This is a genomic window from uncultured Microbacterium sp. (assembly GCF_963524805.1).
Classification (GTDB): Bacteria; Actinomycetota; Actinomycetes; order Actinomycetales; family Microbacteriaceae; genus Microbacterium.
The window spans coordinates 399,855-419,156 of sequence record NZ_CAURGG010000001.1; the positions used below are offsets into that span (position 1 = coordinate 399,855).

Here is a 19,302-nt window from a genome sequence, read left to right on the forward strand (position 1 = left end):
ACCCCTTCGGCATACCCGCCGACGGTAGACTTGCGGAGCCTGCTGTAGGCGCGTGGAAGGAGCACGGATGTCGTTGCTGTCGTCGATCTCGGGACCCCGCGACCTCGACGCGCTGACACCGGAGCAGCTCGAGCAGCTCGCCGGCGAGATCCGCGCGTTCCTCATCGAGAACGTCTCCCAGACGGGCGGCCATCTCGGACCCAACCTCGGCGTCGTCGAGCTGACGCTCGCGATGCACCGCGTGTTCGACTCCCCGAACGACCCGATGATCTTCGACACGGGCCATCAGTCGTACGTGCACAAGCTGCTGACGGGCCGTCAGGACTTCGCCGGACTCCGATCGCGGGGCGGCCTCGCCGGCTACCCGCAGCGCTCCGAGAGCCCGCACGACGTCGTGGAGTCCTCACACGCATCCAGCTCGCTCAGCTGGGCCGACGGCGTCTCGCGCGCGCTGACCCGCACCGGCCGCAAGGACCGCCACGTCGTCGCCGTCGTGGGCGACGGCTCCCTGACGGGTGGAATGACGTGGGAGGCCCTCAATAACATCTCCGATGACAACGACCGCAACCTGGTCATCATCGTGAACGACAACGGGCGCTCCTATGCACCCACCATCGGCGGGATGGCGCGCTACCTCAACCGCGTGCGCACAGCCGACACCTACCAGACGCTCCATCGCGGCTCGGACTCGTTCTTCGGCAAGCTCGGTCCCGCCGCTCGTGCGTTCTACCGAGGTGTCCGGGGTGGGACCCACGGATTCCTGAGCCGTTTCGTCAACAACGCCGCGCTGTACTCCAACCTCGACATCAAGTACCTCGGTCCCGTCGACGGCCACGACCTTCCGATGCTGATCGAGACGCTCGAACTGGCGAAGGACTTCGGTGCACCCGTGATCGTGCACGCGATCACCGAGAAGGGGCGCGGCTACCAGCCGGCCCGCGACGACGAGGCGGATCAGTTCCACGCCGTGGGACGCATCGACCCGCTCTCCGGCGAACCCGTCGGCAGCTCGGCCGCCACCGCATGGACCGATGTCTTCGCCGACGAACTCGTCTCGGTGGGCGAGGACCGCCCCGACGTCATCGGCATCACCGCGGCGATGCTGCGCCCCACCGGCCTGCTTCCGTTCGCGCAGCGGTTCCCCGACCGGGTCTACGACGTGGGCATCGCCGAGCAGCACGCTGTCGCGTCCGCCGCCGGTCTGGCTTTCGGAGGCCTGCACCCCGTCGTGGCGATCTACGCGACCTTCATGAACCGCGCGTTCGATCAGGTGATGATGGATGTCGCGCTCCACCGTGCCGGCGTCACGTTCGTGCTCGACCGTGCCGGCGTGACCGGACCTGACGGTCCGAGCCACCACGGCATCTGGGATCTCGCGATGCTCCAGATCGTTCCGCACATCCGCATCGCTGTGCCCCGGGACGCCGAGCGCCTGCAGGAGGAGCTGCGCGAAGCGGTGGCGGTGGAGGACGCCCCGACGGTCATCCGCTTCCCCAAGGGCTCGGTGAGCCCGACGCTGCCCGCTCTGGAACGGCTGCCCGACGGCGTGGACGTGCTGGTCAGATCCGAGGCGCAGGACGTCCTGCTGGTCGGCATCGGACCGATGACCCACATCGCGGTCGACGTGGCGCACCGCCTGCGTGCGCAGGGCATCGGGGCGACCGTGGTGGATCCCCGGTGGGTGGTCCCGGTGCAGCCGTCGATCGTCGAACTGGCCGCAAGCCATCGCCTGGTCATCACGATCGAGGACGGCATCCGCGTGGGCGGGATCGGCACGCGCGTGCGCCAGGTGCTGCGTGAGGCGGGCGTGGACACCGCCGTGGACGAGCTGGGCCTGCCCGACGAGTTCATCGACCACGCCAGCCGGGAGCAGATCCTCGAGGATGCCGGCCTCACGGCGGCCAAGATCGCGCAGGATGTCGTCTCCCAGGTGCTCGGCACCCGGATCCCGGTCGCTCGGCCCACGGAGCAGCATCCGGATTGGCTGACCGGCATCGGCACGCAGCAGCACGACGAGGTCCGCGACGCCTGAACGGCATCGACGGACGATGAAGCGCCCGCCCTCGCATCGAGGACGGGCGCTTCGTCGCCTGCGGAGCTCAGTCGCCGATGCCGGTGATCACGGGGTGGTGGAAAGTGTCGCCGGACACGCGCTGCGAGGCTCCCTCGCGATCGAGGTACGGCGAGGCTCCGCCGTCGATGAACGGCCAGCCGGCGCCCAGGATCAGGCACAGGTCGATGTCCTCGACCGCCGGGACAACGCCCTCATCCAGCATGATCCGGATCTCCTGAGCGAGGCCGTCCTGCACGCGTCGCAGGATCTCATCCTCCGGAACCGGGCTCGAGCCGGTCTTCAGCACCTTCTGAGCGGCCTTGGTCCAGCCGGTCACGCGACCCGACTTGTCCTTTTCGACGACGTCGGGCAGCTCGGCGAGCTGGTGGAAGTTCTCCGAGGCGAAGAACCGGTCGGGGAACGCCTGCGCCATCGTGTCCTGCACGTGCGCGGCGACCTTCCAGCCCACCAGATCGATCAGCTGGAACGGCGTCATCGGCAGACCGATCGGCGCGAACGCCTTCTCGACGCTCAGCAGGGGAGTGCCCTCGTACACCGCGCGCGCGGCCTCGCCCATGACCTTCGCGAGCAGTCGGTTGACCACGAAACCCGGCGCGTCCGCGGTGAGCACCGCGTTCTTGCCGAGACCGCGCGCCACGACGAACGCCGTGGACAGCGCGGCATCCGTCGTCTGCGGCGTCTTCACGATCTCGATGAGCGGCATGACCGCGACCGGGTTGAAGAAGTGGAAGCCGACGAGACGCTCGGGGTGCTCGAGCTTCGCGCCGATCTCCTCCACGGACAGCGATGACGTGTTGGTCGCCAGGACCGCGTCCTCGGCGATGATCTTCTCGATCTCGCCGAACACCTGCTGCTTGACGCCGACCTCTTCGAACACGGCCTCGATGACGAAATCGCAGTCCGCGTACTCGGTCTTGTCGGTCGTGCCGTGCACGAGCGCCCGGAGGCGGTTCGCGCCGTCGCCGTCGAGCCGGCCCTTTGCCTCGAGCTTGCCGATCTCATCGTTGATGTAGGCCAGGCCCTTGTCGACGCGGGCCTGATCCAGATCCGTGATCAGCACCGGCACCTGGAGCTTGCGCAGGAACAGCAGCGCGAACTGGCTCGCCATGAGGCCCGCGCCGATGATGCCCACCTTGCTGACCTTCTTCGCCAGTGCCCGGTCGGGCGCGCCGACGGGGCGCTTGGCGCGCTTCTGGACGAGATCGAAGGCGTACATGGATGCCGCGAACTGGTCGCCCGTGACCAGGTCGGCCAGCGCGTCGTCTTCGCGTGCGAAGCCCTCGGCCTTCGTGCCTCCCTTGGCCTTCTCGAGCAGTTCGAGCGCGACGTAGGGCGAGCGCGGGACGGTGCCGATGCGGCTCTCGAGCATGCCGCGTGCCATCTTGATCGCGATCGGCCACTTGGTGAGCCGCTCGATTCTGCCCGGCTCGTTGCGCCGTGCGACCTTGGTCGTGCCGCGGAGCACCCCGTCGGCCCAGCGCAGCGATTCCTCGAGGTAGTTCGACGCGGGGAAGATGGCGTCCACGATCCCGTAGTCGAACGCCTGCTGCGGCTTCAGCATCCGGTTCTGCTTGAGCGGGTTGGAGATCACGACCTCGAGCGCGTTCTCGATGCCGATCAGGTTCGGCAGCAGGTACGCACCGCCCCACCCCGGGATGATCCCCAGGAACACCTCGGGCAGCGCGATGGCTGCTGCCGAGGCATCGACCGTGCGGTAGGTGGAGTTCAGCGCGATCTCCAGTCCGCCGCCCAGTGCCAGACCGTTGACGAAGGCGAACGACGGCACGCCCAGCTCGGAGAGCTTGCCGAGCACCATGTGCCCGAACTGCGCCACGAGCTTCGCGTTCTCGCGCGAGCCGACGCGCGAGATGTCGGAAAGGTCGGCGCCGGCGGCGAGGATGTACTGCTTCCCCGTCACACCCACTGCCTGGATCTCGCCGGCGGCGGCACGTGCCTTGAGGCTCTCGAGGGTCGTGTCCAGTTCCGCGAGGGTCGCCGGGCCGAGGGTGTTGGGGCGCGTGTGGTCGCGGCCGTTGTCCAGGGTGATCAGCGCGAGCACCTTGCCCGAAGCCAGGCGGATGTCGCGCACGGGGGAGTGCGTGACCACCTCGCCCTCTGTCATGGCGAGGATGGGGGAGAAGTCGATGTCTGCGTAATTCGTCATCCGCTGTTCCGCCCGCTCAGCTCTTGCGCTTCTTGCCGTCGAAATGCGGGTTCTCCCAGATGACGGACCCGCCCTGCCCGAGGCCGACGCACATCGCGGTCAGGCCGTAGCGCACGTCGGGTCGCTCGGCGAACTGAGCCGCGAGCTGGATCATGAGCCGCACTCCGGAGGCGGCGAGAGGGTGCCCGAGGGCGATGGCGCCGCCCCACTGGTTGACGCGCGGGTCGTCGTCTGCGATTGCGAAGTGATCCAGCAACGAGATCACCTGGATGGCGAAGGCCTCGTTCAGCTCGAAGAGTCCGATATCGCCGATCGTCAGCCCGGCCTTGCGCAGCGCCTTCTCGGTCGAGGGGATCGGTCCCACGCCCATGATCTCGGGGGCGACCCCCGCGAAGGCGAACGAGACCAGCTTCATCTTCGGTGCCAGACCGAGCTCCTTCACGGCGCCTCCGCCGGCGAGGATGCTCATGGTGGCGCCGTCGGTCAGGGGCGAGGAGGTGCCCGCGGTGACCCGGCCGTGCGGGCGGAACGGCGTCTTGAGCGCCGCCAGCCCCTCCATCGTGGTCTCGGGACGACGACCCTCGTCCTCGGTCGCGAGACCCCACGCGCCGGTGGCGTCCTTGGTCGCCACCGAGACCAGGTCGGGCTGGAACTTGCCGGCCTCGTACGCGGCCTGCGCCTTGTGCTGGCTCAGCATCCCGAAGCGATCCGCGCGCTCCTTCGTCAGCTGCGGGAAGCGGTCGTGGATGCGCTCGGCCGTGATGCCCATGTTGAGGGCATCCGCGCTGACCAGCTTCTCGGCGACGAATCGCGGGTTGGGGTCGACGTTGCTGCCGTCGAGCGGGTGGCGACCCATGTGCTCGACACCGCCGGCGAGGGCCAGGTCGTACATTCCGATGCCGATCGAGCCGGCCATCGTCGTGACGCTGGTCATGGCGCCCGCGCACATGCGGTCGATCGCGAAGCCGGGCACGCTCTGGGGAAGCCCCGCCAGCAGCGCCACCGATCGGCCGAGGGTCAGGCCCTGGTCGCCGGTCTGCGAGGTCGCGGCGACCGCGACGTCGTCGATGCGGTCCGCGGGAACGCCGGGATTGCGCTCCATGAGACCGATCGTCGCCTTGACCGCCAGGTCGTCAGCACGGGTGTTCCAATACATGCCCTTCTCGCCGGCGCGCCCGAAGGGGGTGCGCATTCCATCGACGAAAAAGACGTCCGAGATCTCGGCCACTCTGCCTCCGTAAGTAGGGATGCGACCAGCCTAGGAGCCGGGTTGCGGCGCCTGGAATCGGTTGGATCGAACCTACGAAGCGCTCTCCGGCGTGGACGACGCCGTTTGCACGGAATGCACAAAGGCATCGGCGATCGACTGTGCAGTCTGCGCAATCTGCCAGGGGCGCGCGCCCAGTTCCGCCAGCGCATCCCCGATGGATGCCGCGCTCAGCGGCTCGGGAGGAGTCCAGGCCACGCGGCGCAGCAGGTCCGGCGTGAGCAGATTCTCCGTGGGCATCTGCAGCTGCTCCGCGAGAGCCTCGACGACCGTCCGCGCGGCCTTGAGCCGGGCATCGGCGGCGGGGTTGCGGTCCGACCACGCGCGTGCGGGGGGGATCGACTCGCCACCGGGCGCGCGCTCGAGCGGGAGGTCGGTCGCAGCGCGGCCGGCTTCGAAGGCGGCCCACCAGCGATCGAGCTGGCTTCGACTGGCGCGGCCGGTGAACTCCTTCACCTGCGCCAGCTCCTGCTTGGACTGCGGGTCGGCGATCAGAGCGGCGATCAGAGCGCGATCCGGCACCAGCCGACCGGGCGCCACATCCTCGCCGCGGGCGTACTCCTCCCGCGCCGTCCACAACTCCCGTGCGACGGCGAGAGCCCGACGACCGCGCACGGTGTGCAGTCCGCTGAGCCGGCGCCAGGGGTCTTCGCGGGGCGGTTTGGGGGTGCGCTGGAGAACAGCGCTGAACTCCTCGGCCGCGAACTCGACCTTGCCCTGCTCCGAGAGCTCAGCCGCCAGCACGTCCCGCACGTCCACGAGGTGTTCGACGTCGAGGGCGGCGTACTCCAGCCACGCCTGGGGGAGGGGACGGGTGGACCAGTCCGACGCGGAGTGGGCCTTGGCCAGAGTGATGCCGAGGGTGTCTTCCACGACCGCCCCCAGCCCGACCCTGGCGTGACCGAGAAGCCGGGCGGCCAGCTCGGTGTCGAAGATCGTGACGGGGTCCAATCCGAGCTCGCGCAGCGACGGCAGGTCCTGGCTCGCAGCGTGCAGCACCCACTCCTCGCCGCCGATCGCCGACTGCAGGGTTTCGAAGGCGCCGACCGCCGGCGGATCGAAGAGGAAGACACCGGAGCCCCGGCGGAACACCTGCACGAGGTACGCCCGCTGCGAATAGCGGAATCCGGATGCCCGCTCGACGTCGACCGCGACAGGCCCCGTCCCGGCGGACAGCGCGGCGACGGCATCCGCGAGACCGGCGGGATCGGTGATGACGGTGTACTCAGTCACGCGGTGCCCTGCGAGAACCCAGCACGGCGATGTCCTCGGACCCCGGCGGAAGGCCGGCGAGCATGCAGACCAGCTCGGACCACGCCTCGACGTGGGGGGTCAGGCTTCCGGCCGGCGACCACGACGCGCGCAACTCGATCTGCGCGCCCTCTCCTTCGGCGGCCAGTGACCCGAATCCTTTGGACAGCGTCTTCGTGGCGGTGCCGGATGCCGCGCGGAAGGGCGCCGAGCGGGAGGCGAGAGCGTCCATCAGCCAGGACCAGGCGACGTCGGCCAGCATCGGGTCGACGCCGATGTCGGGCTCGAGCGGCGCCTGCGCGAAGCACACGATCCGCCACGCGCCCTCCCACGCCGACGGTTCGGAGGGGTCGTGCAGCAGGATGAAACGGCCGGTCCCGTAGGCGGAGTCGACGCCGTCCTGCTCCGGACGCACATCGCCCGCCAGCGCGAGGCTATCCGGTGCCAGTCCGGCGGGCGCCGGGATCTCACGCACCGATAGGTCGGCGCGGAAGACGGTCGCGCGCACGTCCGCCGCCGCACTCTCGAACGACGGCGGCGCAGTCGGGGGACGAAGCTCAGCCACGCCGAAAGACTAGAGTGGGGCCTCGATGGTCGACTCCAGGCGCGCCGCGATGCACACCCCCTCTCCTGCCCTCGTGACCGGGGTGCGGACGGCTCTGGCCGTCCTGAGCGCGGCATTGGGGCTGACCGTGTCGGGGTTGGCTTTCGCCTCGCTGCGCATGGCGCGCCGAGTGGTGACGCCGTCGGTGCGCGTCTCGGACACGCGGATCCTCTCGCTGGACACCGCGGCCCAGACAATCACGCTCGCGCGCACGCAGGACACCCAGCTTCCGGGCCGATACGGACTGTTCACCACCGGCACCGAGGATTACATCAAGCTCGGGTCGGTGCTGGCCGAAGACGACGCCAGCGTCAAGCGCAAACTCCTGACCGAGATCGGCGCCCAGACCCGCATCTCGGCCGACGCGGCGTTCAGCGGCTGGTACTACGACCGTCCCGAGCAGCTGCACCTGCCCTTCACCTCGGAGCTGATCGGCTCGCCCGTCGGCCCCTGCCCGGCGTGGCTGTTCCCCGCAGGCCCGGGGGAGGTCTGGGTGATCCAGGTGCACGGCCGCGGCGCGACCCGGGCAGAGTGCCTCAGGGCGGTTCCGGTCTTCCACGCCGCGGGCATCACCTCGCTCGTCGTGTCGTACCGCAACGACGGCGAGGCGCCGCGCAGCCGGACGGGCACCTACGCGCTCGGTGCCACCGAGTGGCGCGATGTCGACGCGGCGGTCGGGTTCGCCCGCCGCCGCGGAGCGCGGCGCATCATCCTCATGGGATGGTCGATGGGCGGGGCGATCGCGCTGCAGCTGGAGCTGAACTCCGCGCACCGCGATGTGATCGCCGGCCTCGTCCTGGAGTCGCCGGTCGTGGACTGGCGCGTCGTCCTCGGCTTCCACGCCAGGCAGATGCACGTGCCCGCGGCAGTGACCGGCCTCGCGATCGGAGCGCTGCAGACGGAATGGGCGGCGCCCATGACCGGCGCGGGGGCGGCGATCCGGTTCGACCGGCTCGATGTCATCGCCCGCGCTGCCGAGCTGCGGCATCCCATCCTCATCCTGCACAGCGACGACGACGGGTTCGTCCCCTCGGACGCGTCGCACGACCTCGTCGTGGCGCGGCCCGATCTGGTCGAGATGCAGGTGTTCGACGTCGCCCGGCACACCAAGCTCTGGAACTACGACCAGGAGCGGTGGAGCGACAGCATCCGGGAGTGGCTGCGGCGGCAGGACCTGTCCGGTGACTGAGCCGTCAGAGTGAGCGCTTGAGCGCGACCTGACGCTTGGCGCGGGCGAGCATGCCGGTCATGCCCATGATGCGCAGCGGTGACACCGCGCGGGTCAGACCGATGCTCTGCGGGAAGTCGTCGGGGATCGCCAGAACCTCGTCCGGCGTGAGCCCGGAGATCCCCTGCGCGAGGATGCTCGCGAACCCGCGAGTGGTCGGCGCTTCCTTCGGGGCGGTGGCGTGCATCTGCACGAGTCCGTCGTCGTCGATCTCGACGATGATGTAGACCGGCGACTGGCATTCGGCGACCCGCTCCTGCAACTCGGGGTGCCCGTCGTATCTCGCGGGAACGTCCGGAAGCTCGTTGGAGAACTCCAGCAGGAGCTGCAGCCGCTCCGCCTCGGGCAGCTCCAGGAACTCGTCGCGGATCTCGGCGAGCGAGTCGGGAAGAACGTGCGCAGTCATCGGCACCATTCTCCCACGGCGGCGATCAGCGGGGGAGCTCGCCCGGCTCGTCACCGGTCGCGATGGGCACCCTCACCGCACTGCCCCACTCCGTCCACGAGCCGTCGTAGTTGCGCACGTTCCGGAAGCCGAGCAGGTGCTGCAGGACGAACCAGGTGTGACTGGAGCGCTCGCCGATGCGGCAGTAGGCGACGATGTCGTCCCCGTCCACCAGCCCGACCTCGTCGCGGTAGATCGCGTCGAGCTCGGCTCGGGGCTTGAATCCGCCGTCGGCGGCCACCGCTCGCGCCCAGGGGACACTGCGGGCCGTGGGGATGTGGCCGGCTCGGAGAGCGCCCTCTTCGGGATAGGCCGGGGCAGACGTGCGCGAGCCGTTGTACTCCTCCGGCGAGCGCACGTCGATGAGGGGCCTTCCGAGATGCGCGAGCACGTCGTCCTTGTATGCGCGCAGCGTGCTGTCGTCCCGTTCGATCGCCGGATAGTCGGTGCGATCGCGCACCGTGGCCTCCGTCGTCACAGGCCTGCCTTCGGCGATCCAGCGGTCGCGCCCGCCGTCGAGCAGGCGCACATCCTCATGACCGAACAGCGAGAAGACCCAGAGCGCGTAGGCGGCCCACCAGTTGTTCTTGTCGCCGTAGATCACGATCGTGTCGTCGCGGGAGATGCCCTTGGCGCTCAGCAGCGCAGCGAAGCCGGCGCCGTCGACGTAGTCGCGCACGACCGGGTCGTTCAGCTCGGTGTGCCAGTCCACCTTCACCGCACCCGGGATGTGTCCCGTCTCGTACAGCAGGACGTCCTCGTCGGATTCGACCACCACGAGGCCCGGCTGGCCCAGGCGCGGTTCGAGCCAGTCCGCGCTGACGAGCCTGCCGGGCTCGGAGTACTCGGCGAACTTGGGGGAGGACGTGTCGAATTCGACGGGCACCGGCTGCTCCTCGGGTCAGGATGGCGGAAGCGACGGCGTAGGGTTGGACCGTCTCTTCGACCCTAGATTCCCGGGCTCCGGAGTGCACCCACCGGCGTAAGAAGGCGACACAGGATCAGCAGGATGACACCCTCCGCGACCCGCACGGGAATCGTTCACCTCACCGAGCGCAGCCCTCAGCTCTCCGGTGCCGAGATGGTCTCCTCGCTCATCCCGCCGCCGCAGTTCACCGACGCCACCTTCGATTCCTACCGCGCCGACCCCGCCTTCCCGTCGCAGCAGGAAGCCAAGGGCATGCTCATGGCGTTCTCGGGACTGGCGCAGCCGGAAGCGCGCGGCGGCTTCTTCCGTCGCCCCAAGAAGGGTCCGGAACCGCGGCCGGGGGTGTACCTCGACGGCGGGTTCGGTGTCGGCAAGACCCACCTGCTGGCGGCGATCTACCACGCGATGCCGGTGCGGCGGAAGTATTTCGGCTCCTTCATCGAGTACACCGCGTTGGTGGGCGCGCTCGGCTACAAGAACACCGTCGACCTGTTCCGCGGGGCCGAGCTGCTGTGCATCGACGAGTTCGAGCTGGATGATCCCGGCGACACGATGGTGATGACGCGGCTTCTGGGCGAGCTCGTCGCCACGGGAACCCGCCTGGCGGCGACCTCCAACACTCCACCCAACGCACTGGGCGAGGGCCGCTTCGCCGCCCAGGACTTCCTGCGCGAGATCCATGCGATGGCTGCGAGCTTCGAGACCATCCGGATCGACGGGACCGACTACCGGCATCGTCAGCTCGACGGTCATGCCGCCGTGCTGAGCGAGGCGGACTACGAGAGGACGATCGCGGATGCCGCCACCCGCGGCATCGTGTCCGACGACGCGTTCGCGGGGCTGGTGGCGCATCTGGCCACGGTCCACCCGTCCCGCTACATCCGGCTGATCGAGGGGCTGAGCATCGTGGGGCTGCGCGATGTCGCGCCCCTGACCGACCAGTCAGCCGCCCTGCGATTCGTGGCCTTCATCGACCGGGTCTACGACGCGCAGCTGTCGATCCGCGCGACGGGTCAGACGCTGGACCTGGTCTTTCCCGACGAGATGCTTGCCGGTGGCTACCGCAAGAAGTACCTGCGAGCCATCTCGCGCCTGGTGGCCTCTACCCTCGATTAGCGCGCAGCGCTCGCGCCGGCATCCGATTCGGCTCATGCTTCCGGCATCCGGAAACGTGATGTTTACCTCGACAGGGGACGCGTAACACACGTGAAACACACTGTGTGCGCCGGAGGAAACCCGCACCCTCGACACTGGGACCACCCGACGCTTTTACCCTGCGTCCCTGCAGAGAGGTTCATTTCGAGATGGATCAAGGCAATACAGCATTCATCCTGATAGCGGCAGCACTCGTGCTGCTGATGACGCCAGGACTCGCATTCTTCTACGGCGGCCTCGTCAAGGCCAAGAGCGTGATCAGCATGATGATGCTCAGCTTCGGCGCCATGGGCCTGATCGGAGTCCTCTGGGTTCTGTACGGCTACGCGATCGCCTTCCCGACGACCGCGGCAGGCACGATCCAGTTCCCCTGGACGATCGACGGCGCCGAACTGGGACTGGCGAGCCTCCTCGAGACGCCTGAGGGCGCGGCATACCCGCCGCTCGCGTTCGTCGCCTTCCAGGCGACGTTCGCGATCATCACGGTCGCGCTCGTTTCCGGCGCGATCGCCGACCGCGCCAAGTTCGGGGCGTGGATGATCTTCGCCGCGATCTGGGCGACGGTCGTCTACTTCCCGGTCGCGAGCTGGGTGTTCAACTTCGGTCTGGCCGAGGACGGCAGCTTCGCCTACGGCGGCTGGATCACCTACGGCCTGCAGACCTGGTTCGGTGTCGGAGCGATCGACTTCGCCGGTGGCACCGCGGTGCACATCAACGCCGGAGCCGCGGGCCTGGCCCTCGCGCTCGTCCTCGGCAAGCGCGTCGGCTTCCAGAAGGGCGTGCACGTCCCGCACAACCCGCCGTTCGTGCTCCTCGGTGCCGGCCTGCTGTGGTTCGGCTGGTTCGGCTTCAACGCCGGCTCGGAGCTGGCCGCAGACAACACCGCATCGCTCGCGTTCGTCAACACGATCGCGGCCCCCGCCGCGGCGCTGCTCGCGTGGCTCATCGTGGAGAAGATCAAGGACGGCAAGCCCACGTCGGTGGGCGCGGCCTCCGGTGCGGTCGCCGGCCTCGTGGCGATCACCCCCGCGTGCGCCTCGCTGACGCCGATCTGGGCGATCGTGCTCGGCCTGGTGGCCGGTGCGGTCTGCGCGCTGGCGATCGAGCTCAAGTTCAAGCTCGGCTTCGACGACTCGCTCGACGTCGTCGGCATCCACCTGGTCGGCGGCCTGATCGGAACGCTGTACCTCGGCTTCTTCGCCAACGGCACGGGCCTGATCTACAGCGGCTCGGGCACCCAGCTGCTGGTCCAGGCGATCGCGGCCTTCTCGGTCCTGATCTACTCGTTCGTCCTCGCGTGGATCATCGGCTTCGCGATTCAGAAGACGATCGGGTTCCGCGTGAAGAACGAGGACGAGATCGCCGGCATCGACACGATCGTGCACGGCGAAGAGGGCTACGTCCTCGCCGACGCACGCGCCTGACAGCCGCACGACCGGAGGGCCCCGCGACAGCCGTCGCGGGGCCCTCCGCCGTGCGTGCGGCTAGGGTCTGAGCATGACGACCGGTGCGCGACTGCTCGGAGCGCTCTCGCGGCTGTTCCGCAGCTCGACCGCCCCCGCTCGATCGGTCACGGCGGAGGCGAGCACGCTCACGGTGGAGATCCCGCCCCCCCACGCCGACGCCCTGACCATCACCTACGCACCCGACCAGGACGGCGACCCCGACGCCGGCGAGATCGTCTGGACGTGGGTGCCGTATGCGGAGAACGACGGCCGTGGAAAGGATCGCCCCGTGCTGATCGTCGGACGACAGGATGCCGAGCACGTCTTCGCGGTGCGGCTCACGAGCAAGGCGCACGACGGGGACCGGGACTTCCTCGCCATCGGCAGCGGCGCGTGGGACGCGCAGGGGAGGCCATCGTGGGTGGACATCGACCAGGTCTATCGAGTGCATGCGGACGGCATGCGTCGCGAGGCGTCTGCTCTGGACCGGGCGCGCTTCGGCCGCGTCGCCGACGCGCTGCACGGCCGCTACGGCTGGTCGATCGGAAGCTGAGGCGAGCCTCGTGGTGGGCGATACCAGACTCGAACTGATGACCTCTTCCGTGTGAAGGAAGCGCGCTACCAACTGCGCCAATCGCCCATGGCCCCGCGGGGCCGAGTCACGATCTTACCGGATGCCCCGGAGTGCCGCGAACGTCCGCGGGGATGACACGCGAGACCCCGCACTGGTTTGGCGAGTCCGATTTCATCGGCTAAAGTCGTTGAAGCGCCCGGAGCAATCCGGAGCACGCGGATGTAGCGCAGTTGGTAGCGCACAACCTTGCCAAGGTTGGGGTCGCGAGTTCGAGTCTCGTCATCCGCTCGAGTGCAGGGGTTCCTCTCCGGAGGAACCACGGCACGTGGGGTCAATCCACACGGTGGCGTGGCCGAGCGGCTAGGCACCGGCCTGCAAAGCCGTTTACACGGGTTCGAATCCCGTCGCCACCTCGCCGGACAACTGAATACGCCTGTACAGGCGCGATTGGCGCAGCGGTAGCGCGCTTCCCTGACACGGAAGAGGTCACTGGTTCGATCCCAGTATCGCGCACCACAGAACCCCTGACCAGAAGCTGATTCTGGTCGGGGGTTCCTTCGTTTCGACGATGTCAGATGAACGTGGCCAGGAGCAGCCACCCCATCACGGCGCTCAGCGCGATGCCGATCCCTCCGAGCGCGATCGCCGCCGCTCGCCCCGATCGGCCGGGCTGCGTGGCCGCGCGAACGAGCGAGGTGACCCCCAGGACCATGGCGCCGATCGCGAGGGCGAGGGCGAGCAGGCGGATCACCACGCCGACGACGGCGTTCACCGACTGACCTTCCGCATCGAGCGTTCCGCCGAAGATCGCCATCATGGTGATGGCAATGAGGGTCCCGACGATCCAGAAGACTACTGCCGAGCCCAGCGCCAGGCCCACGCTCCACCATCCGTGCGCCACAGACACGCGCGTGGACTCGGTTCCGCCGGCCTCCCCGGGGGCAGGCTCGCCGAGGGGACGTGCTGCCGGTGTCGTCATCATGGGCTCACGGTATTGGACGAGCGCCACCCGCACCAGAGCGGCCCGCCGGATCCCCGTCGCCACGCGGGCCGTTTCGGACATACTCTCGACGAATGGCAGTTCCCGAGGGCCGCAAGAGCCTGTACATCATCCGCTCCGAGCGCGCCTCATGGCTGCTGCTGCTCGTCGGCATCACGTGCACCGTCGTCTCGCTGGGCCTGGCGTATGCGGACGGCGTCCTGGTCGTCTACGAGTTCCTGCGCACACTGGTGCTCGCCGCCGTCGCGGTCTATGCGGCGGCGTGCGTCATCTGGCACCGTCGCCACCGGACCGACGCGTCCGAGTAGCGACGCACGACCGCTTCACCGCTGCGCCAGCGGCAGGACGGCCAGCACCACCGTGAGCGGCGCGGCGACCAGACCGAACAGCACGTACTGCCGCCAGGGGACGTCGACGCCCATCGCGTGCAGCCGCTGATGCCACAACAGCGTCGCCAGCGACGCCCACGGGGTGATCAGCGGACCGGCATTCACTCCGACCAGGAGCGCGGCCAGGCGCTCGGGCGCTCGTGCTGCCGCCTCGAGGGCGAGGTAGGCCGGCAGGTTGTTCAGCGCGTTGGCTCCCAGCATCCCGACCCCGGCCAGCTGGAGCAGCGACGCGAGCGAGCCGCCCGTCCCGGTGACCGCCTCGACGAGCTGCTGAGAGCCGAGCGCCTCGACCGCGCCGACGGCGAGGAACAGCCCGGAGGCGAAGACGACCAGCTGCCACGGCACGAGCCGCACGCGCAGCGTCCGCGGTGACTGCCAGGCGAAGACCGCCACGAGGACGACGGCGGCGGCCGCGGCCGGAATCCAGGGGGGCAGTCCCGACACGAGCAGCGGCATCAGCAGCAGCACCACGACGGCCGCGGTTGCAAGCAAGGGGCGGTTCTCGATGCGCGGCGCGGGTGCAGGCAAGTAGCGCCCCGCGAGCGACCGGTGATGCACGGCGTACAGCAGACCCGTGGAGACGACGATCGCGACGAGCGCCGAGGGGCCGAGGAGCATCAGGAACGACAGCGGGTCGTCGAATCCGAGCCGCTCCACGGCGAGCAGGTTCGTCAGGTTGGAAACCGGCAGCACGAGTGAGGCGGTGTTGGCGAGCACGACGGTCGCGAAGGCGAACGGCAGCGGATCGAGCCGGTGCGCGCGGGCGACGGCGACGACGACGGGCGTGAGCAGCACGGCCGTCGTATCCAGTGACAGGAAGGCCGTCGCCGCGATCGCCAGCAGCACCACCAGCCCCCACAGCGCCCACGTGCGTCCGCGTCCCAGCCGGGCGAGGGCGAAGGCAGCGACGTCGAAGACTCCGGCGGCCGCCGCCAGCTCGGCGACGATCGTCACCGCGACCACGAACAGGAGGATCGGCCACACCCGGTCCGCGATCGCCAGAGCGTCCTGCGCCGGGAGCACGCCGAGCGCGATCGCGATCCCGCCCAGCAGCAGGAGCACGACTCCGACCACGGCGAGCTTCACAGCATCCATCATCGTCGGCCGGGCGGGCAGCGATGACACGGTGCTCGCGTCCCGGCACTGGTTGCGAAGGTCGATGCGCCGCGGCATCCTCGGATCCCTAGAATGGTCGGGTGGACCTCGACCGGCAGACCTGCGCGATCATCGCGACCGCCGCCCGAACGCTCGGCGCCTGAGCGGGCGGGGCGCGTCGCGCGCCCGAAGCTGAGCAGCCATCCATCCGAGCCACCTCTGGAGAGTTCCTTGACCGACGTCGCCCCCGAGCCGGACGTGACCTATCCCGCCGACGGATTCGCCCTGTTCCCCGACCGCTCCGTCGTCGGCCTGCGCGTCAACGGCGAACTCGCGGACCTGGCGACGACCGTCGCCGAGTCCGATGCGGTCGAGCCGATCACGATCGACAGCCCCGAGGGACTGTCGATCCTGCGCCACTCCACCGCGCACGTGCTGGCTCAGGCCGTGCAGCGGATCGACCCGCAGGCCACCCTCGGCATCGGCCCGCCCATCACCGACGGCTTCTATTACGACTTCGGCGTGCGGCAGCCGTTCACGCCCGAGGACATCAAGGCCATCGCCAAGGAGATGCAGCGCATCATCCGCGAGGGTCAGCGGTTCGTCCGCCGGGTCGTCACCGACGAGGAGGCGCGCCGCGAACTGGCCGCCGAGCCGTTCAAGCTCGAGCTGATCGGACTCAAGGGCGCAACGGCGACGGGGAAGGATGCCGCGGACGGCGCGTCCGTGGAGGTGGGGGCCGGCGAGCTCACGATCTACGACAACGTGAACCGCGACGGAGAGGTCGTCTGGAAAGACCTCTGCCGAGGACCGCACCTGCCCAGCACCCGCATGATCGGCAACGGCTGGGATCTCACCCGCATCGCCGCGGCGTACTGGCGGGGGAGTGAGAAGAACCCGCAGCTGCAGCGCATCTACGGAACCGCCTGGCCCTCGAAGGACGAACTGCGCGCCTACCAGCAGCGTCTCGAAGAAGCCGCCAAGCGCGATCACCGCCGGCTCGGCAAGGAGCTCGACCTGTTCTCGTTCCCCGAGGAGATCGGGTCGGGACTGTCGGTGTGGCACCCGCGGGGCGGGATCGTGCGCCAGGAGATGGAGCGGCACGCGCTGCACCGCCACCGCGCTGCCGGATACACCTACGTGTACACCCCGCACATCACCAAGAAGGACCTCTTCATCGAGTCCAACCACCTGGTGACCTACGCGGAGGGCATGTTCCCGCCCATCCGGATGGATGAGGAGCGCGACGAGAACGGCGAGATCACCAAGGTGGGGGTCGACTACTACCTCAAGCCGATGAACTGCCCGATGCACATCCTCATCTACCGCGAGCGGGCGCGCAGCTACCGGGATCTGCCGATGCGCCTGGCCGAGAACGGCACGGTCTATCGCAACGAGCTCTCCGGCGCTCTGCACGGTCTCACACGTGTCCGCGGCTTCACCCAGGACGACGCCCACCTGTTCGTCACCCCCGAACAGCTCGAGGGCGAGGTCGCCGAGGTGCTCGAGTTCGTGCTGTCGCTGCTGCGCGACTTCGGCCTCAGCGACTTCGAGCTGGAGCTGTCCATGCGCGACGACGAGAAGTCGAAGTGGATCGGCGACGAGGAGCACTGGGCCGAGGCGACGGACGCCCTGCGGCGGGTCGCGCTGGCGAGCGGTCTGAAGCTCACCGAGGTGGCGGGCGAGGCGGCGTTCTACGGGCCGAAGATCGACCTGAAGGTGCACGACGCGATCGGTCGCACCTGGCAGCTGTCCACCGTGCAGCTGGATTTCAACCTGCCCGAGCGCTTCGAGCTCGAGTTCACCGACCGCGACGGCATGAAGAAGCGCCCCGTGATGATCCACCGTGCGCTCATGGGCTCGATCGAGCGCTTCTTCGCGATCCTTCTCGAGCACTACGCCGGCGCGTTCCCGGTGTGGCTGTCGCCTGTTCAGGTCGTCGGCGTCCCGGTGGCGGAGGAGTACTACGACTACCTCGACGATGTCATCGTCCGCCTCAAGGCCGAGGGCGTGCGCGCGGAGGTCGACCACAGCGATGACCGCATGCAGAAGAAGATCCGCACCCACACGACCCACAAGGTGCCGTTGCAGCTGATCGCCGGCGAGCAGGACCGCGCCGGCGGCACCGTGTCGTTCCGCTTCCGAGACGGATCGCAGCAGAACGGGGTGCCGATCGAGGACGCGGTGCGCCGCATCCGCGAGGCGATCACGACCCGCGCACTCGTGAACACCGCGGAGGACCTGGCGTGAGGACCCGGGCGTGAGCGACCCGACGACGGACGGCGCGACTCCGGAACTGGTCGACGCCGCCACGCTCCCCGGAGTGCCCGACCAGTTCCAGCGACTGTGGACGCCGCACCGCATGGCCTACATCGCCGCCGGCCCTCAGCCGCTGCGGGATGCCTGCCCCTTCTGCGCGGCCCCCGGGATGTCCGACGAGGACGCACTCATCGTCGCGCGCGGCCGGACCGCGTTCGTGCTGCTGAACCTGTTCCCCTACAACTCCGGCCACCTGCTGGTCTGCCCGTACCGCCACATCTCGCAGTACGACGAGGCCAGCAGCGAAGAGGTCGCCGAGATCGGCGCGCTCACTCAGCGCGGCATGGAGGTGCTGCGGCAGGTCTCACGCTGCGACGGGTTCAACATCGGGATGAACCAGGGGCACGTCGCCGGGGCGGGCATCGACGGCCACCTGCATCAGCACATCGTGCCGCGCTGGACGGCCGACGCCAACTTCTTCCCGATCATCGCGAAGACCAAGGCGCTGCCTCAACTGCTCGGCGAGGTTCGCCGGACCGTCGCAGACGCCTGGACGGTCTGAGATTCACCGCACCTGACGGGCGGTGAACTGCATGCGCGGGTGGGCGTACGCCTCCTGCGACTCGACGAGCTGCAGTTCGCGCTCGCCCGAGGCATGCGTGCGCTCGAGCAGGTCGAACACGCTCGAGGCGGTCCGCACGAGCGCATCGGCGGCATCGCCGGTGCGGGTGTGATGCGCGGTGAACAGCGCGGCCGTGACATCGCCCGACCCGTTCGCCTTCATCGGGATCAGCGGGGTCTGCACGATCCAGGCGCCGTCGTCGGTCACGGCGAGCATCTCGATCGTGCCCTCCGGGCGGTCCGGGCGCTCGACGCTGGTGACCAGCACCGTCCGCGGCCCGGTGGCACGCACCATGTCGGCTGAGAGCAGGGTGTCCTCGAGTGAGAGCGGCTCGGTGCCGGTGAGGAAGCCCAGCTCGAACTGGTTCGGCGTGATGATGTCGGCCGCGGGCACGACCCGGTCGCGCAGGAGCACGGGAATCGCGGGAGCGACGAAGCAGCCGGACTTGGCATTGCCCATCACCGGGTCGCACGAATAGATCGCGGCGGGGTTCGCGGTCTTCACCCGTGCGACGGCATCCAGGATCACATCGGCGATGCCCTCGCCGCCCTGATAGCCGGACAGGACGACATCGACGGACGGGAAGGCGCCGCGCTCCTCGATGCCTGTGAGGACGTCGCGGACATCGTCGGGAGAGATGAGCGGTCCGCGCCACGCGCCGTAGCCGGTGTGGTTGGAGAACGTGACGGTGTAGACCGGCATCACCTCGACGCCGATGCGCTGCAACGGGAACACGGCGGCGGAATTGCCGACGTGGCCATACGCCACCGCGGACTGGATGGAGAGGATCTTCACCGCTCGA

The 19,302-nt window shown here is 69.0% G+C and carries 17 protein-coding genes and 4 tRNA genes; 11 read left to right on the forward strand and 10 right to left on the reverse strand.

What is annotated here, in order from left to right:
* Positions 1-67: 67 nt before the first annotated feature.
* A complete protein-coding gene (dxs, locus tag RWQ91_RS01950; RefSeq protein ID WP_314502286.1) occupies positions 68-2,032 on the forward strand; it encodes a 1-deoxy-D-xylulose-5-phosphate synthase in 1,965 nt (654 codons plus the stop codon).
* Positions 2,033-2,099: 67 nt separating this feature from the next.
* On the opposite strand, the gene RWQ91_RS01955 is transcribed toward dxs, so the two are convergent.
* The 4 genes from RWQ91_RS01955 to RWQ91_RS01970 form a co-directional block, all read right to left on the reverse strand.
* Entirely contained in the window at positions 2,100-4,238 is a 2,139-nt protein-coding gene (locus RWQ91_RS01955) for a 3-hydroxyacyl-CoA dehydrogenase NAD-binding domain-containing protein (RefSeq protein ID WP_314502288.1), read from the reverse strand.
* A gap of 16 nt (positions 4,239-4,254) precedes the next feature.
* A complete protein-coding gene (locus RWQ91_RS01960) occupies positions 4,255-5,466 on the reverse strand; it encodes a thiolase family protein (RefSeq protein ID WP_314502290.1) in 1,212 nt (403 codons plus the stop codon).
* 72 nt (positions 5,467-5,538) lie between these two features.
* Positions 5,539-6,738: an HRDC domain-containing protein gene (locus RWQ91_RS01965; RefSeq protein WP_314502292.1), complete on the reverse strand. Its 1,200-nt coding sequence runs from the start codon at positions 6,736-6,738 to the stop codon at positions 5,539-5,541.
* Positions 6,731-7,321: a DUF3000 domain-containing protein gene (locus tag RWQ91_RS01970; protein WP_314502293.1), complete on the reverse strand. Its 591-nt coding sequence runs from the start codon at positions 7,319-7,321 to the stop codon at positions 6,731-6,733. Before RWQ91_RS01970 ends, RWQ91_RS01965 begins: the two co-directional genes overlap by 8 nt.
* A 25-nt stretch (positions 7,322-7,346) precedes the next feature.
* On the opposite strand from RWQ91_RS01970, the gene RWQ91_RS01975 reads away from it, so the two are divergent.
* The gene (locus RWQ91_RS01975) at positions 7,347-8,549 is read left to right on the forward strand and encodes an alpha/beta fold hydrolase (protein ID WP_314502294.1); all 1,203 of its coding nucleotides are present in this window, start codon (positions 7,347-7,349) and stop codon (positions 8,547-8,549) included.
* A 4-nt stretch (positions 8,550-8,553) separates the two neighbouring features.
* Here RWQ91_RS01975 and RWQ91_RS01980 read toward each other — a convergent pair whose 3' ends face one another.
* On the reverse strand, positions 8,554-8,994 hold the full coding sequence (locus tag RWQ91_RS01980) for a SufE family protein (RefSeq protein WP_314502295.1): 441 nt from the start codon (positions 8,992-8,994) through the stop codon (positions 8,554-8,556).
* 25 nt (positions 8,995-9,019) lie between these two features.
* On the reverse strand, positions 9,020-9,919 hold the full coding sequence (locus RWQ91_RS01985; RefSeq protein WP_314502296.1) for a sulfurtransferase: 900 nt from the start codon (positions 9,917-9,919) through the stop codon (positions 9,020-9,022).
* A gap of 123 nt (positions 9,920-10,042) precedes the next feature.
* Here RWQ91_RS01985 and zapE point away from each other — a divergent pair, with 123 nt between their 5' ends.
* From zapE to RWQ91_RS02000, 3 genes are all read left to right on the forward strand, one after another.
* The gene (gene zapE / locus RWQ91_RS01990; protein WP_314502298.1) at positions 10,043-11,077 is read left to right on the forward strand and encodes a cell division protein ZapE; all 1,035 of its coding nucleotides are present in this window, start codon (positions 10,043-10,045) and stop codon (positions 11,075-11,077) included.
* A gap of 188 nt (positions 11,078-11,265) precedes the next feature.
* Positions 11,266-12,540, forward strand: a complete 1,275-nt coding sequence (locus RWQ91_RS01995; RefSeq protein ID WP_314502300.1) for an ammonium transporter — start codon at positions 11,266-11,268, stop codon at positions 12,538-12,540.
* Between the two features lie 73 nt (positions 12,541-12,613).
* The gene (locus RWQ91_RS02000) at positions 12,614-13,114 is read left to right on the forward strand and encodes a type II toxin-antitoxin system PemK/MazF family toxin (RefSeq protein WP_314502302.1); all 501 of its coding nucleotides are present in this window, start codon (positions 12,614-12,616) and stop codon (positions 13,112-13,114) included.
* Positions 13,115-13,125: 11 nt separating this feature from the next.
* Here RWQ91_RS02000 and RWQ91_RS02005 read toward each other — a convergent pair.
* Positions 13,126-13,201: transfer RNA gene (locus RWQ91_RS02005), tRNA-Val, on the reverse strand.
* A 149-nt stretch (positions 13,202-13,350) separates the two neighbouring features.
* On the opposite strand from RWQ91_RS02005, the gene RWQ91_RS02010 reads away from it, so the two are divergent.
* From RWQ91_RS02010 to RWQ91_RS02020, 3 genes are all read left to right on the forward strand, one after another.
* Positions 13,351-13,423: transfer RNA gene (locus RWQ91_RS02010), tRNA-Gly, on the forward strand.
* 54 nt (positions 13,424-13,477) lie between these two features.
* A tRNA-Cys gene (locus tag RWQ91_RS02015) sits at positions 13,478-13,548 on the forward strand.
* A 28-nt stretch (positions 13,549-13,576) separates the two neighbouring features.
* Positions 13,577-13,651 (forward strand) — tRNA-Val (locus RWQ91_RS02020).
* Between the two features lie 55 nt (positions 13,652-13,706).
* Here the strand turns inward: RWQ91_RS02020 and RWQ91_RS02025 are convergent.
* On the reverse strand, positions 13,707-14,117 hold the full coding sequence (locus tag RWQ91_RS02025; RefSeq protein ID WP_314502304.1) for a hypothetical protein: 411 nt from the start codon (positions 14,115-14,117) through the stop codon (positions 13,707-13,709).
* A 92-nt stretch (positions 14,118-14,209) separates the two neighbouring features.
* Here RWQ91_RS02025 and RWQ91_RS02030 point away from each other — a divergent pair, with 92 nt between their 5' ends.
* A complete protein-coding gene (locus RWQ91_RS02030) occupies positions 14,210-14,443 on the forward strand; it encodes a hypothetical protein (RefSeq protein WP_314502307.1) in 234 nt (77 codons plus the stop codon).
* 15 nt (positions 14,444-14,458) lie between these two features.
* Here the strand turns inward: RWQ91_RS02030 and RWQ91_RS02035 are convergent, their stop codons facing one another.
* Complete coding sequence (locus tag RWQ91_RS02035; protein ID WP_314502906.1) at positions 14,459-15,619, reverse strand: SLC13 family permease; 1,161 nt, start codon at positions 15,617-15,619, stop codon at positions 14,459-14,461.
* Positions 15,620-15,850: 231 nt separating this feature from the next.
* Here RWQ91_RS02035 and thrS point away from each other — a divergent pair, with 231 nt between their 5' ends.
* Together thrS and RWQ91_RS02045 are read left to right on the forward strand one after the other, a co-directional pair.
* Positions 15,851-17,869, forward strand: a complete 2,019-nt coding sequence (gene thrS, locus RWQ91_RS02040) for a threonine--tRNA ligase (RefSeq protein WP_314502310.1) — start codon at positions 15,851-15,853, stop codon at positions 17,867-17,869.
* 10 nt (positions 17,870-17,879) lie between these two features.
* Positions 17,880-18,440: an HIT domain-containing protein gene (locus RWQ91_RS02045; protein WP_314502312.1), complete on the forward strand. Its 561-nt coding sequence runs from the start codon at positions 17,880-17,882 to the stop codon at positions 18,438-18,440.
* A gap of 3 nt (positions 18,441-18,443) precedes the next feature.
* Here RWQ91_RS02045 and pdxY read toward each other — a convergent pair whose 3' ends face one another.
* Complete coding sequence (pdxY, locus tag RWQ91_RS02050) at positions 18,444-19,295, reverse strand: pyridoxal kinase PdxY (RefSeq protein ID WP_314502315.1); 852 nt, start codon at positions 19,293-19,295, stop codon at positions 18,444-18,446.
* Between the last annotated feature and the right edge of the window lie 7 nt (positions 19,296-19,302).

Excerpts from the sequence above, each read along its gene's own strand:
- zapE (WP_314502298.1), top strand. The coding sequence starts at position 10,043 with ATGACACCCTCCGCGACCCGCACGGGAATCGTTCACCTCACCGAGCGC.
- RWQ91_RS02035 (WP_314502906.1), bottom strand. The coding sequence starts at position 15,619 with ATGGATGCTGTGAAGCTCGCCGTGGTCGGAGTCGTGCTCCTGCTGCTG.
- RWQ91_RS01955 (WP_314502288.1), bottom strand. The coding sequence starts at position 4,238 with ATGACGAATTACGCAGACATCGACTTCTCCCCCATCCTCGCCATGACA.
- RWQ91_RS02030 (WP_314502307.1), top strand. The coding sequence starts at position 14,210 with ATGGCAGTTCCCGAGGGCCGCAAGAGCCTGTACATCATCCGCTCCGAG.
- RWQ91_RS01975 (WP_314502294.1), top strand. The coding sequence starts at position 7,347 with ATGGTCGACTCCAGGCGCGCCGCGATGCACACCCCCTCTCCTGCCCTC.
- dxs (WP_314502286.1), top strand. The coding sequence starts at position 68 with ATGTCGTTGCTGTCGTCGATCTCGGGACCCCGCGACCTCGACGCGCTG.
- RWQ91_RS01995 (WP_314502300.1), top strand. The coding sequence starts at position 11,266 with ATGGATCAAGGCAATACAGCATTCATCCTGATAGCGGCAGCACTCGTG.
- RWQ91_RS02025 (WP_314502304.1), bottom strand. The coding sequence starts at position 14,117 with ATGATGACGACACCGGCAGCACGTCCCCTCGGCGAGCCTGCCCCCGGG.
- RWQ91_RS02000 (WP_314502302.1), top strand. The coding sequence starts at position 12,614 with ATGACGACCGGTGCGCGACTGCTCGGAGCGCTCTCGCGGCTGTTCCGC.
- RWQ91_RS01980 (WP_314502295.1), bottom strand. The coding sequence starts at position 8,994 with ATGACTGCGCACGTTCTTCCCGACTCGCTCGCCGAGATCCGCGACGAG.